This window comes from Pseudomonas pergaminensis (assembly GCF_024112395.2).
Lineage (GTDB): Bacteria > Pseudomonadota > Gammaproteobacteria > Pseudomonadales > Pseudomonadaceae > Aquipseudomonas > Aquipseudomonas pergaminensis.
Genome location: NZ_CP078013.2, coordinates 5,107,062 through 5,119,961, shown reverse-complemented (window position 1 = coordinate 5,119,961; position 12,900 = coordinate 5,107,062). Strand labels below are relative to the sequence as shown.

17 protein-coding genes are annotated in these 12,900 nt (G+C 55.3%); 4 read left to right on the top strand and 13 right to left on the bottom strand.

What is annotated here, in order from left to right; all coding sequences use genetic code 11:
• Nucleotides 1-55: 55 nt before the first annotated feature.
• From KUA23_RS23215 to KUA23_RS23185, 7 genes are all read right to left on the bottom strand, one after another.
• Nucleotides 56-889, bottom strand: coding sequence for a hypothetical protein (locus KUA23_RS23215; protein WP_252992914.1), 834 nt, complete (start codon nt 887-889; stop codon nt 56-58).
• Nucleotides 886-1,104, bottom strand: coding sequence for a hypothetical protein (locus KUA23_RS23210; RefSeq protein WP_092359525.1), 219 nt, complete (start codon nt 1,102-1,104; stop codon nt 886-888). Before KUA23_RS23210 ends, KUA23_RS23215 begins: the two co-directional genes overlap by 4 nt.
• Nucleotides 1,091-1,522 (bottom strand): hypothetical protein, encoded by a 432-nt coding sequence (locus tag KUA23_RS23205; protein ID WP_252992913.1) that lies wholly within the window; start codon nt 1,520-1,522, stop codon nt 1,091-1,093. Before KUA23_RS23205 ends, KUA23_RS23210 begins: the two co-directional genes overlap by 14 nt.
• Nucleotides 1,519-1,935: a DUF5681 domain-containing protein gene (locus tag KUA23_RS23200; RefSeq protein WP_017529439.1), complete on the bottom strand. Its 417-nt coding sequence runs from the start codon at nt 1,933-1,935 to the stop codon at nt 1,519-1,521. The genes KUA23_RS23205 and KUA23_RS23200 overlap by 4 nt, the downstream gene beginning before the upstream one ends.
• A gap of 754 nt (nt 1,936-2,689) precedes the next feature.
• Nucleotides 2,690-3,601 carry a toll/interleukin-1 receptor domain-containing protein gene (locus tag KUA23_RS23195; RefSeq protein ID WP_252992912.1) on the bottom strand — a complete coding sequence of 304 codons (912 nt, stop codon included), beginning with the start codon at nt 3,599-3,601 and terminating at the stop codon, nt 2,690-2,692.
• A gap of 304 nt (nt 3,602-3,905) precedes the next feature.
• The gene (locus tag KUA23_RS23190; RefSeq protein WP_252992911.1) at nt 3,906-4,562 is read right to left on the bottom strand and encodes a hypothetical protein; all 657 of its coding nucleotides are present in this window, start codon (nt 4,560-4,562) and stop codon (nt 3,906-3,908) included.
• A gap of 135 nt (nt 4,563-4,697) precedes the next feature.
• Nucleotides 4,698-5,360, bottom strand: coding sequence for a DUF4145 domain-containing protein (locus KUA23_RS23185; RefSeq protein ID WP_346356359.1), 663 nt, complete (start codon nt 5,358-5,360; stop codon nt 4,698-4,700).
• 186 nt (nt 5,361-5,546) lie between these two features.
• On the opposite strand from KUA23_RS23185, the gene KUA23_RS23180 reads away from it, so the two are divergent.
• Both KUA23_RS23180 and KUA23_RS23175 read left to right on the top strand, forming a co-directional pair.
• Nucleotides 5,547-5,777: a hypothetical protein gene (locus KUA23_RS23180; protein WP_252992908.1), complete on the top strand. Its 231-nt coding sequence runs from the start codon at nt 5,547-5,549 to the stop codon at nt 5,775-5,777.
• A gap of 145 nt (nt 5,778-5,922) precedes the next feature.
• Complete coding sequence (locus KUA23_RS23175) at nt 5,923-6,288, top strand: hypothetical protein (RefSeq protein WP_252992907.1); 366 nt, start codon at nt 5,923-5,925, stop codon at nt 6,286-6,288.
• A 478-nt stretch (nt 6,289-6,766) separates the two neighbouring features.
• Here KUA23_RS23175 and KUA23_RS23170 read toward each other — a convergent pair whose 3' ends face one another.
• The 3 genes from KUA23_RS23170 to KUA23_RS23160 form a co-directional block, all read right to left on the bottom strand.
• Entirely contained in the window at nt 6,767-7,171 is a 405-nt protein-coding gene (locus KUA23_RS23170; protein WP_252992906.1) for a helix-turn-helix domain-containing protein, read from the bottom strand.
• A 61-nt stretch (nt 7,172-7,232) separates the two neighbouring features.
• Nucleotides 7,233-7,469: a helix-turn-helix domain-containing protein gene (locus tag KUA23_RS23165; protein ID WP_252992905.1), complete on the bottom strand. Its 237-nt coding sequence runs from the start codon at nt 7,467-7,469 to the stop codon at nt 7,233-7,235.
• 116 nt (nt 7,470-7,585) lie between these two features.
• Complete coding sequence (locus KUA23_RS23160) at nt 7,586-7,789, bottom strand: helix-turn-helix domain-containing protein (protein ID WP_252994309.1); 204 nt, start codon at nt 7,787-7,789, stop codon at nt 7,586-7,588.
• 186 nt (nt 7,790-7,975) lie between these two features.
• Here KUA23_RS23160 and KUA23_RS23155 point away from each other — a divergent pair, with 186 nt between their 5' ends.
• Nucleotides 7,976-8,470, top strand: a complete 495-nt coding sequence (locus KUA23_RS23155) for a hypothetical protein (protein WP_252992904.1) — start codon at nt 7,976-7,978, stop codon at nt 8,468-8,470.
• On the opposite strand, the gene KUA23_RS23150 is transcribed toward KUA23_RS23155, so the two are convergent.
• Nucleotides 8,467-9,678, bottom strand: a complete 1,212-nt coding sequence (locus tag KUA23_RS23150) for a site-specific integrase (RefSeq protein ID WP_252992903.1) — start codon at nt 9,676-9,678, stop codon at nt 8,467-8,469. The two genes, KUA23_RS23155 and KUA23_RS23150, sit on opposite strands and share 4 nt — an antisense overlap.
• A gap of 438 nt (nt 9,679-10,116) precedes the next feature.
• Between KUA23_RS23150 and KUA23_RS23145 the strand changes: the two genes are divergently transcribed.
• On the top strand, nt 10,117-11,496 hold the full coding sequence (locus tag KUA23_RS23145; protein WP_078049872.1) for an MFS transporter: 1,380 nt from the start codon (nt 10,117-10,119) through the stop codon (nt 11,494-11,496).
• 60 nt (nt 11,497-11,556) lie between these two features.
• Here the strand turns inward: KUA23_RS23145 and KUA23_RS23140 are convergent, their stop codons facing one another.
• Both KUA23_RS23140 and KUA23_RS23135 read right to left on the bottom strand, forming a co-directional pair.
• Complete coding sequence (locus KUA23_RS23140) at nt 11,557-12,306, bottom strand: flagellar brake protein (RefSeq protein WP_078049871.1); 750 nt, start codon at nt 12,304-12,306, stop codon at nt 11,557-11,559.
• Nucleotides 12,307-12,402: 96 nt separating this feature from the next.
• Nucleotides 12,403-12,873, bottom strand: coding sequence for a flagella synthesis protein FlgN (locus KUA23_RS23135; RefSeq protein ID WP_015885461.1), 471 nt, complete (start codon nt 12,871-12,873; stop codon nt 12,403-12,405).
• Nucleotides 12,874-12,900 lie beyond the last annotated feature (27 nt).

The window sequence follows — 12,900 nt, the reverse complement described above, 5'->3', positions numbered from 1 at the left end:
AGAGTCTGCCGTTGATCGGCGCCACCAATACTTGCGTAGCGCACGGGTGCGGCAGTTAGGCCGCTTCGGATTGATCAGAAGACGCTTTTGCGGAGGTGCGAGAGGGCATTTTTGCTAGCCATTCGCGAAGCGCTTCGGAGCCTTCGCAGCCCGATCTCCACTTCTCAAACCGGCCGGTGTACCCATTCGAATTGGCAACCATGCCGCTCAGTGCGACACCAGCATTGGAGGCGGTGGCCAGCACGTCATCGTAGATCGCTAGCATCTGCTTGAGCCCTTCGATGTCTTCGGCGCGCGACGCGGCAATGCCTGCTCGCGACAGGCTGTCAGCCGCCTCTGGCGATAGCCCGGAGAGCATTGGGTTTGCCCTGAGCACGGCCTCTACAACGTCGGGGTGACTGCCTGCGCGCGCCTCAGCGACTAGTCGCTGGCGCTCTTCCGGCTTGAGGCTACGCACGATGGCTCGTAGCTCCTGATCGGCCAGGAAACCAACAACGTCCGAGCTAGCCCGCGGCGTGACCGCGGCAAAGCCGCTGGCCACCGTTTGGGCCAACGTGAGCATATCTTTTGCTGCCTTCTCCATCGCCGGCATCAGGGCGGGAATGATTCCATCAATCTGCTCCTTACCCTTGCGCTCAATGGCAGCGGCGTTGAGGTCCTTGTTCCCTCGAATCGAGAGGATTTCTTCTCCGAGGTCCTTGAACGCCTCCAGCGACAAGCCCTGCAAATGGCGAACGGACTTCAGCAAGCCACCGGCCTGCCAGGTTCCTTTGGTGCCATCGGGGCGCTGAATATTGAAGGTTCTTGCCTCTACCTGGGAGTGCTCGTATTCGGAGTAGTGGAGGTTGGCCAAGCCAACTTTGAGGACGGATCGTTTGCCGATTTTCATTGGGTTACCTTTTGATTGTCTGGCCGTGGTTCGGCCGTTTGTTGGTCTGAGGCTTCGCTCAGGATCTCGAATAGGGACACGCTCTCTTGGGGGCCGCCACCGGTTGCTGCGGCGTGCAACTCGTCCATAAGGGCGCTGATCTCTCGCACGTCACGATTGAATTGAGTGAGCCCGGATTGCTGACGCAGCTTGGCCACCTGGCTACGGATGTTCATGGCGGGCCTCGATGATCAGTTGGTACTGTTCTGCGACGTGCTCTTTGATGTTTTGCCCATCAGCCAGCGGCGGGAAGATCCAGGCACCAGAACTTGGGAATGGCCGCATATCCATCACACCTACCGGAGCGGGGCGGCGGAGGCGTTCAATTGCGCGGACGTGGAGAATGAACGCCTCTGCCAGATTGGCCGCGTCATAGCTGTTCATGGTGCACAGTGGGAAGTGCATCACCATCTGTACGCCCAAGACGGGATAGTTGAACGAATGGCCCACTGTCTTGGGGTAGTCCATCTCCTCCTCAACCGCGTTAACCCTGCAGTCCACCACCGTCAACATAACGAGAACTGTCTCTTCGTCGTCGGCGCCGATCTTTTCTGCAATTCGTTTGAGCTCGGCCCGCATCCACTTAACGCTCATTGCCGCATTCCCTCCATCTGTTCGCGGAGTTCTTCGACGGCCTTCTGTAGCTCGGCAACTTCGATCACCCGGGCTACAGCGCCTAGTCCTTCGATCAATGCTTTGCCCTGGTCGGGCGGTAGCTCGCCGGCGGCAACTGCGCGGAGGATTGATTTGGCTGCGCTGGGTAGGTCGGTATCGTCGAGGTCGAAGCACACTGTCTCGGCAGTTGGCTTGATTGGCGGTACCAGTCGTTCAAGGATCAGCCGGCAAGCCTGCATATCGCCCTTCTTGGCCGCTGTCAGAACCTTCTTTGTCACGGCGTCTGCACCTTCCGCGAGTCGGGCGCGCAGCTCCTGCGTTTGGCCAGAACGACCACCGGGATTACCCGATTGCCCCGGCTTCCATTTGCCGGCTTTATCGCGATCAGTCATGCGGCCGGCGATTCCATGGCGATGACCGGTTTGTTTTCAGCGAGCGCTATCAGCAGCGCGGATGCTTGAACGCTTCCGTCTGCCGCGGCTTCGCGAAGGCGGTCCCAGGCGGCAGCAACTTCAGAGCGAGTTGGTTTGTGCTGGCGTCCTCGGGCGGGCTTAGCTGTGTTCATAGGTGCTGTCTCGAATGAGTTTTGAGTGGCTCAAAAACTCACATTAGGCATGATCTGATCATTTATCCAGTGCTTTTTAGGTGTACTCTAGGTGATACACATAACCGGATTAAACGGGACTGAAACAGTTAGTTTTGGCGGGATTGAAGAGGGTGTTTTTGTTGCATTAAGTCGAGGGTAGGCAAAGTGATACATAGCCGGGTTTTCGGCTCAGTCCGTCCTCAGATTGAGGATGGAGAGGGGAGGGCTGACCTACCATTTAGGTATGTGAGGTTTGCGCGCCACGTTTTGCGAGATGTTAAAACGTGGCGCGTATTGGATATGAGCAAGTTTGCTCACATCTTCCCCCAATGGGGAAATACCCCTGATCGGTGGGATTTGCGAACCGCAGAGAAATCCTCGGCAGTTGGCAGCCCAGGCGGGGTGAGAGAATCCCACCTCGCTCTGAATGGATGAAGGGTGAGCAAGGAGCACGGTTGAGCGAAGGTGTTGCTGTCATCGCAACACCTGCTCCAGCCTGCTGTCAGGAGGAGCAGGAGCCAAGCAGACCAAACGGTCTGATTCGGCTCATTTGGTCTGCCTCATTGAAAGGGATTTGGCCCCAGTGGTGGAATTGGGGTCTGCACGTTATGCAAGTCTCTAATGAGGGCTTGCAACTGTGTCGGGTATTCCGCACCTGGGCCAAGGTCGAAATATCGGCGAGTGTTCAGTTCTGTTGGCAGGGTGATCGGCCGACTGGACTGGCGAACTACTGGAATGAATTTAGCGGTTCCTACGTTTCTCATCAATTCGCCGGTTACCATTGTATGCTCGTACCCAACCCCTCCTTGCCTACCAATAGCCCTTTCCACATATGCTTCAGTGCAAATTACCAGCACGCGGTCTGCTTCGCGGATGGACCTTTCCATAAAACCCGCTAGATCTTCGCCTCCTCTAACGTGCCATTGATCTAACGTCGCATCGATTCCGTTGGAGCGCAGTGTTCCTGCCAGCAATGCAACCCACTGCCGGTGTTCCGGTGAGTCCCACGAGTAGGATATGAAAACTTTGGGAGGCCTAGGCTGAGGTGGTAGTAGGGGAAGATTTATAAGGTTGGCCCTTACCAAAACGCCAACCAGATCAATATCTTTTATCGCCCAATGGGTGCGGCAGTGCTCCAAGTTCCTAGTATTGATATCAAGGTCCTGATAAAGAGTCCTTAATACGGCTTGTGGTATCGGAGCCACTGCAGGATCTATGGCGAGAGTGATTCGAAGCTCATGTTGGAGCTGTTGTATTTCAGTAATGCGTCCTACCGTGGCAGGCTGATCGCGGAAGTCCTCATATGCAAATAGGGTTGGCATTTGTTTGAGCTGCTGGACCGTATCGGGGGAAAGAATTTCGAACCTATTCCTTAATATCTGAACCGTGTGCTCGAGGTATCTACCCGTAGATAGTGACCACGTAGGGCTATTCCAGTCATCTTCACCAGCTGTCATCAAAAGGTTGTACATCCAGCGCTTCCTTGAGCTTTAGCTCTGTGGTGATCGTTGGCACGCTAGGGCGTGCGTCTCAGGGATAAGTGGCGAGAGGAGCATAGCTGACGCCCGGCCGGCTTGCTTTCGAGCTTTTAGCATCGGGCGTCAATGGTTGCTGATGAGATCAACATAAGTCTAGTGAGACTACAACGTCTCTGTGAGATGAATTTGCGGCACATTTCGGCACCTCATTACCATTCCCGAAGACTGCCTTAAATTCCCTGGATTAAGTTATGGTATACTACAAGATCCAAGTGTCTCATTCGGTTTTTATATCGATTTAGGTGATGTCTGTTAGATCAGGTTTTAAATTTTTATTTTGCGATGCTAGTTTATTTAGTTTGAATTTGTTTCCGTAATGACAGTGGTAGTGGATTTTTATAGCGATAGTGGATGAGTAAAGTTTTGCTAGTTCTCGAGCCTCGCTGAATATAATTTTTTCCTTGCGGAAATTGATTTCGAGTATCGTCTTTTCCTCCCCTTTATCTATAGCATTACCTTCTCGAAGGTAGTTCGATCCGCAGCGTGTGTTCCCCTTGGCATTAAATTGCTCGCGGGCATGTTTTTGAATGGTTTCAAGCAAAGAACCGGACGGTATATCGCCGTCCTTGCCAATAGATATTGAAAATTTTTCAATTAAAGCAGGTCCCAGTCCAGAGTTTTTCACTTTTACTGAAAATGAGTAGAAGCCATCTATTTCAATGCTTGAGAAGGGTAGGCTAAGAATTAAATGTGGTCTTACCAAAAGTCTGTTGTGCCGTCTTGTTGAATGCGATTGATATAAGGTTACCCCGAAACCCAGTGTGGCTATTACCAATGTAAGAGAGGTTCCAAGTGGTAGTCCCCATCCCAGTTCGACCGAGAGCCCAAATAACGAGCCAATCAAAAAAGATAAAAGAAGTGCAAGAGTTATATTTATTTTATCTAAGTGCCGCATTTAAGTGTCCGTCTGAATTGGTGCTGTGGGCGGCTTGTACTCATTGTATTAGCCAAAGTTGATGCCCTTCAAAAAACTGCTCTGTTGAGTTTCAAGGCGAAAGTGCTCAGATTTGAGCGCACCTAGAAATTGAATTTAGTGCAGTATCGTCGCTAAGAATCGCTCGACGTCATCAATCATCCCCTTTACGTCTCCTGAGGTAAATTCGTCTGTCTTGCCGTGCGCAGCGCTATTGCGAATGCCAGCCATCGCGGTAATACGTTTCTGCTGGATTGAGTTGTAAGCGCTCGCCTTTGTCAGATCGGCGTTCATTCTATCTAGTGACCCATGGGCGATACCACGATCGGTACAGAGGTTGCGGATCGTGGTTTCAAGCACCACCCCGGCAATCACAGCGGCTGCCGAAATATATCCAGCATCAAGCAGCTGACCCGCCTGTTCTAGCTCGCTTGTGAAGACGTCAGCTTGCACCAGATTTCGAAGCGAATTGAGATACCCCCCCTCAAAATCCTCTTTTGCTGCCAGAAAAACAGCTCGCATTCGTTCAAAGCGGGCAACGCCGACATCGAACATTTGCTTCTCATCAGCTTCGGTAAACCTTTGCAGGTAACTAGATTCTTTGCCGCAAACCCTTTCAAGCAGTGCCTTAACCTTTACTGACCAATTCAGAATCAAATCCGGGGCTAGGTACTCTGTCTGGCCCTCCCTTCTTGGGTCGCCTCTCATCGTGGTGGCGTTAAGCAGCTGAATCAACTGTTTATCTAGCTCTGCAAAGCGCTTCTCAAACTGTGCTGTCACTTTGAGTTCCCTGTGTATAAATCACGAAATAGTGGCTTTAGGCCGCTATAAGATCAAGCTTATGTTTTTTGGATCGTCTGAGCTTCTATGCTGCGGGGACCTGCAATTATTTTTTGCACCTATCCCTTGTGTTAGCACTAACAGGGTGACATTATCTCTTTGTGTCAGCACTAACAGGGGAAGGGAATGGAAGATTTGAACAGCGCGGTTGGCAAGAGGACCGGCGCGGATCGGCAGCGGGACTTCGCCGAACGGCAGAAGGCAGCAGGCTACAAACGGACAACGGTCTGGATTCACGAGGAGACGGCAAAGGAGGGGATCAGGGCAGCACGGGCAGGAAAGCCACTTGAGCCGATGGAGTCGAAAGACCCCTTGAGCTGGGCGGCTGGTTGGATCAGCGAGAAGGGTAAGCAGTAGATGCGGGGAAATCCCGTATGTCGATCGGCTTAAGTCGGAGCCGATTGAATCGATGGTCCAGATTTGGGCCATCTCAAAAGAGGTGCCAAGCCGCTGCGTCAACAGCGGCCTGGCGATCACACGACGCAACCTTGAGAGACACGTCATGCAACTTTACCAAAATATCAGTAACGCCCTGAAAGGCCAAGATAAGTCCGAATTTGAAGGGGAGGGCTCGGCACGCACTGAGGCGGAAGACTCTAGCGTCTTACACCTGCCACTCTTCACCGAGAAGCAACGAACCTTAGTGGTTGAGCTCATTCTCGCAGAGCGGCGTTACGCTACTCGGTGGTGGACGCACCTGAGCGAGATGCGGCGGCGTAAGGAGCTCCCTGAGTGGGTTGCGGCGGACATTGGCACTCATGATGAGCATGACCGTCTGTTGGATAGTAAGAAGGCCGTCAACCAGGCTCTGTTCGGCTCGGATGACCTGGGCGGCGATCAGCAATACCGCGCGGTGGTGTTGGAGTAGGGCTGACAAACTACGAAACCTTCGCAGCATCAAGGGCACTACCCCGAAACAGGGTGGTGCCCTTTTTTCATTTGCTGGCCGTTGGTGCCTTCTCGGTGAGGTAGATAAGGTCTTTCCTCACTTCCTCGGCGCACGGTCTACACATTCCGAGCATCGTCCAAGGTCGCCAGTCGAGAACAAGGAAAGTGAAGCCTCCGATGCGCTTACATTTCCCTGCATAACCATGAGTGCAGCGGGCCTGCTGGTAGGTCGTTGGTCCCATCTTAATAACCCCTGGTGGTGGTAATTTATAAAGGGTGGGATTTTTTCCGTTTACGCACTCCTCTGGAGGCCCCGGTTTCATTGAAAGGTACTGGGAAAAAATCCCAGCACTGCACCATTTCAGCAAAATAACCGGACGCAACCGGACAATGAGGGAGTGATGACTGGGAAAAATTCCCAGTACTAGGCGGAAAAATTCCCACCGAAAAACTCGAACTCAGATGAACTTGAAGCGCGGTGGCCCAGGGGAAATCTCGAGCTCCTTTCCCGGGCAGTCGTCAATTGCTGCCCACGTGACCGCATACAGCGCGCAACGGGCCATTCCCTGTTCTCTGCCGCCTTTCCGGCTCTCTCTCGTGCGCACGATCAGCCCAGCCTCTATAAGCTCAGAGAGGGCTGAGGCAAGCGTCTTCGCGTCCATAGGCTTACCCTTGGCCATCATTGAGGCGGTGCAGGACAGATCTCCGTTATTACGGCCGTTGTAGTTCCTGGCCAACTTGATCAGCACCGTTACCGCCTTGGTCGACAGATTGTCGAAGGCGTCGCTGACCAAGAGCCGATAAGGAAGCGCCAAAACTCGGCCGCCGCCAAAATCGACTTTGTAGGATTTTTTTCTGGCCATTAGCGGCTCACAGGCAGGCGGAACGGGTGTCTCCGTTATGGAGACACCCGCTATCTTTGGATTACGACGCTTCGCGCATGAGGATGTACTTGGCGACGCGGTGAGGTGGGCGGCCCGGCTCAGTAGACTGGTGCGTCCAATAGGTGCGGATTTCGTGCCCCTTTTTCCTGAGGCGTCGGATGGTGTTCGGTGGCTGGACGATATCCAGGTCCTTGGCGGCCTCGATGGTTGATACCGGCCCGTGTCGCAGGGCCTCCATCATCTTGCGGTCTTGCTCAGTTGAAGAATGACGTGTCATAGTTTGACCTTCACGTTGGTGCTATCCAGTGTGTTTCGCTAGGGCGGTGCTCGAACACCGCCTTGGCATCTCTCGCGCAGCCCTGCGCAATCCCCACTCCTCATTCTTTTCGCACTTCATCGTGCCCCGACCTTTGCTGCGCGCTCGATGAAAGCCTTCAGCTCGGACGCCAGCGCCAGGCGCCGGCGTCCGATTTTGAAAGTCTTGATTTCGCCTTGAGCGATTAGCTCGTAGGTGGCCGAGCGCGAGATACCCAGAATTCGGGCAGATTCTTCGACGCTCACCGATAGCGGCGCCATTTGTTGACGTGCTTGTTCCATGGTTGTCTCCCCAAAAACGAAGCCAGTAATGGCGTCGTGCGTTGCTAGATTACGACGCATAAAGCTTTCATTGCAAGCAAATGCTAAACAGACTCGTACTCGCACGGATTGACAGCGGTTTGCGTGTCACGCAAGCTGTGGATATCAGGTCAGTAAGCCTGACCTCAGCAGAGCAGATGGAAGGGTATGGCTACTAAGACGAGTAAGCGGACAGGCGAATCGAGTACTACGGTAAGCGTGGGGATTAGAATTGACCCGAAAATCAAATTCGCGCTCGACATTATGGGCAGGCTTCAAAAGCGATCTTTAACTGCCGTCGTTGAGTGGGCAATTTCGAACGCTATAGCCGACCAAAAAATAGATTTGCCGGACAAGATGGACGCTTCTCTCGCAGAGGTTATCGATAGGGTATGGTCGACGGACGAATCCACGCGCTTCATCAAGCTTTGCTTTGATATGCCTCAAGCACTCACATATGACGAACTGCGGATTTGGGAGACGGTTAAAGCAAGTAGCTTCTTCTGGGTGACCGATGAGGCTGGCTGCTACGAAATTGATCGAGCTTCAATTTCTTTAGAATTTGTGCGGATGGCATGGGATGCGTTGCTTGCGCACGTTGAGAAACACAAATTAAGCAGCACTATCGTTCCCATACGCGATGATGACTGTATCCCATTTTAAATGAGCTCCACGGCCGCGGCCTTTGTGCCTGGCGCTAGGTGAGCGTAGCGCAGCGTCATTTTAATATCGGCGTGCCCCAGCAGATCCCGTACCGTGTTGAGCGGTACGCCGGCCATTACCAGGCGTGACGCAAAGTCGTGACGCATATCGTGCCAGCGGAATTCGTCGATCTGCGCCCGCTCAAGCAACTTGAGCCAGGCGCTTTTGACGTCCTCAAAGCGACCGCCGCCCTGACCTGGGAAGACATACGGCGACTTGCTCCCCTGCTTCTTCCAGGCTTCCAGCACACCAATAGTCTCCTTGTTCATCGGGATGTGGCGCGTATCGCTTGTCTTGGTGGTGGCTCCGGCGACTGTGATTGTCTTCGTGTCGAAGTTCACCGCTGACCATCTCAGGTCGAATAGCTCTCCACGCCTCATGCCGGTATTCAACGATACCAACACCATTGGCTTCAGGTGATCGGTGAAGGGCAATTCCAGGAGACTTGGCATCGGCTCTCTGTGGCGGTCCATCCGCCAGGCGTTTGCACTCTCGCGCTCGGCCCTCATTTCATCCTGTCGAGCGTCCAAGGCATCGCGCAGACGCTTGGTCTCGTCAGCAGCCAGGTAGCGAATCACCCCCTTTGAGTCGACTTTGAGCTGTTTCAGCTTGGCCAGAGGATGCTCGTCGATGTAATCCCACTCGACCGCCCGGCTGAATACTCCGCTGATAGAGCCCATTTTCCGGTTAACCGTGGAGGGCTTGTTGCCGGCCTGCATCCATCCTGTGCGGATCAGCTCCAGGTCTCGTCCGGTGATCGCGTCCAGGCGCTGGGCCATGATTGGGTCGAAGTTATTACTGAGGGTGTGCTGGGTCTTCTCGTGGCCTTTGTGATGAGCCTTGAACCACGGCATATAGGTGTCATCAATGAAGTCGCGCAAGGAGGGCAGGGTGGCGCCCCTTCGGCCTTGAGTGACCGCCAGAGGCTCTCCATGTGCTCGGGCTTCTGCGAGGTACTGAGTGGCCTCAGTGCGCGCTTGGTCAAGCGTGAGAATGCCGACACGGCCTAAAGTCTTCTTCCGGCCACGGGCCCAGGAGACGACGTAAGACTTTGCACCCGCGGCAGTAACACGCACGAATAGACCGCCGACGGTGGTATCGTGAACTTCGTATTCGTTGCCAGTGACCTGCAGTGATCCCAGCAGTTTGGCTGTTAGCTTTTCTTTCAATTTGTTCCCATGGGTGCATGGTGGGTGCAAAAAGAAATATACCGGGTCGTTTTTACGGACACAACCGGACGCTAAGGCCAATAAATGCTGGGTCGCCTCAATGGTTGCTGGGCTTGATATGACCCTCCTAAGGGGAAGGTTGGCCGTTCGAACCGGCCCTGGGACACCAGATACAAAGCCCTGCACAGAACATTCTGGCAGGGCTTTTTTGTGGGCGTTTTCCGAACATGAGTCGAACCTTGAGGGTGAACAGGGTTCACAGCACGTACGTGGTGTATTTCTCGCAATTCGTGTATCCAGCAAGCCACCGGACAGCGTCTGAGTCCGTAAGCAAAATAATCCCCGGAAACAGCCCCTACCGGCTGTCCGGACTCCGTCACCCCGGACTATCATGCCGATAGGCCTGTCTCTCACTGCAAGGAGCCGCTCGGAACGCCGATGCGCCAGATCTGGAAATCTTTTCGAGCCCTTTATTTCGCCTCCTTGATGATGCTGATCGGCTCCGGCCTGCTCAGTACTTACCTGGCCTTGCGCCTGGCGGCCGACCATGTCGACAGCCTGTGGGTGGGTGCGCTGATGGCGGCCAACTATTTTGGCCTGGTACTGGGTGGCAAGATCGGGCACCGCCTGATCGCCCGGGTCGGGCATATTCGGGCCTATGCAACCTGTGCCGGCATTGTCGGTGCGGCCGTGCTGGGCCATGGCCTGATCGACTGGCTGCCGGCCTGGATCGTGCTGCGGATGATCGTGGGCCTGGGGATGATGTGCCAGTACATGGTCATCGAGAGCTGGCTCAATGAGCAGGCGGACGCCAAGCAGCGCGGCGTGGTATTCAGCGGCTATATGATCGCGTCTTACCTGGGCTTGGTCCTCGGCCAATTGATTCTGGTCATGCACCCTCAGCTCGGCCTGGAATTGCTGATGCTGGTCGCGCTGTGCTTTGCGCTGTGCCTGGTGCCGGTGGCCATGACTCGCCGTATTCACCCGGCTCCCCTGCACCCTGCGCCGATGGAGCCACGCTTCTTTATCAAGCGCGTACCGCAGTCGTTGAGTACGGTACTTGGGGCGGGTGTGATCGTGGGCTCTTTCTACGGCTTGGCGCCGCTCTATGCCTCCCAGCAAGGCCTGACCACCGAGCAGGTGGGTCTGTTCATGGGTAGCTGCATTTTCGCCGGCCTGTTGGTGCAGTGGCCGTTGGGCTGGTTGTCGGACCGTTATGACCGTGCGCTGCTGATCCGTTGTTTTGCCCTGTGCCTGGCGGTGGCTGCTTTACCGTTGGCGATAATGACCCAGGTGCCGCTTGAAGTGTTGTTCGTGGCGGGCTTCCTGTGTTCGCTGGTGCAATTCTGCCTGTATCCACTGGCGGTGGCGTTCTCCAACGACCATGTAGAAGGTGACCGCCGCGTGTCGCTAACGGCGATGCTGCTGGTGACCTATGGCGTCGGCGCGAGTGTCGGGCCGTTGCTGGCAGGTGTGGTGATGAAGATGTTCGGCAGCCACATGCTGTATGCGTTTTTCAGCCTGTGCGCGTTGATCCTGGTGTGGCGTATCCGGCCGAAAGCCGTGACCAACCTGCATCAGGTGGACGATGCACCGCTGCATCACGTCGCGATGCCCGACAGCATGTCCAGCTCGCCGCTGGTGGCCGCATTGGACCCGCGTGTGGATGAGCAGGTGGTGCAGGACCAGATGCAAACCGCCGTCCCGGAGCCGGAAGCGGACCCGACTCCGCCCGTGGATGAGCCGCCCTTTGAGGGGCCGCCTGAACCCCTGGGGCCGGACGACCACCCTCATGACCTGAGCAGGGCGCGCCCCTGACAGCAAAAACGGGCAGACCCCTTTAGGGGCTGCCCGTTTTTTTTGCCGCGATCTTTAAGTTTAAAAATCGTCGTCTTTGTCGAAGCGCCGCGCTTCGCGTTGCAGTTGGTACACAAAGCGTTCGACCTGGCGCTGCACCAAGCCACTCATATTGTGGAAGCGCACGCCGGCAAACGTGGTGTTGATCTTCTCTTCGAAGTGCAGGTAACGCAACTCGACCGAGGTGGTCATGCTGCCAAAGGGCAGGGCGGCGATGAAGCGGTCATACACCTGGCCCAGTTGCAGGCGCTCGGAGATGTCCCCTTCAAAGCGCAATTTGCAGCCGGTAGCGGAAATATCCAGCAGCTTGCCGCTGATGGGCGCCTTGAGCTTCTCGCCACCCAGCTCGATATTGACCAATTGGGCCAGCTTCAAGGCGGCGCGAAAGGCGTTGCGGCGCTGGTGGTAAACCACTTCGTCGGGCAGGCTGCCGGTGTAGATACGGTGGCCGTCCTTTTCGCTGATGCTCATGCCGCCGTTGCTTTCCCAGGCAACGCGCACGCCGTCATGGAAGCCTTCGATGCGGAAGGGTTCGCCATTTTCGAGGTGGCGTTCGCCGTCGCGGGGGATCATTTCGTCCAGGGCCAGGGTGCCGCTGTCCCGGTTGACGTCCACCAGGTAGCTCTGGAAGCGCTGGCTACGTTCGTGGAAGGTAATGATCAGCGGGTCATGGCTGTCTTGCAGCATCCGCAAGGTGCTGGCGATTTCCAGAGGGGTGGTGAGGACCTTGGGTGGCTGCGGGGCATCTTCCGCATTAAGGGCGTTGAACACGGTTCTTCCATCTCCAGACAAAATACGACTACACGCAAGAGCAGGCATTCTGCCAGTATGTGACGCGCCTTGGATAGGCCGCGCCGTGATCCGGCGTCAGGCTTGGCTGCGGGTGCTTGGCTTGACCAGGCGTGAGGTGGAGCCCTGAGCGTTGTAAAGCGCCGGAGGCTCTCCGCCGTGAAGTATACGCAACTGGTTGGCGGTCGTAGCTTGCTGAAGCTGGATCGACTGACCGTTGAGCAGGTTGGCTTCCTGGCACTGGGCGAGCAATTGATTGAGTTCTTTGCTCTGGGCCAGTAATTGATCGCCGACCGAGGAATGGCTGGCCAGCTGTGCCAATCCGTCATGGTCGGCGGGCAGGCCCAGGCTGACGAGGATCTGGCTGCGTTTTTTGCCGTGCTGTTCCAGCAGGACAATCAGCGACTGCTTGCGCGCCAGAATTTCTTCCAGCAGGGGCATGTCCCGGCCATAGAGGGCCAGGGATTCTTCCCTGAGCAGCTCGAGCAGCTGTTGGGTCGGGGCGAGATCATCAATGATCAGTTGAAGCAGATTTTCGTCGTGATGCATGGCTGGCCTTGGGGTTTAAGCGTCCAA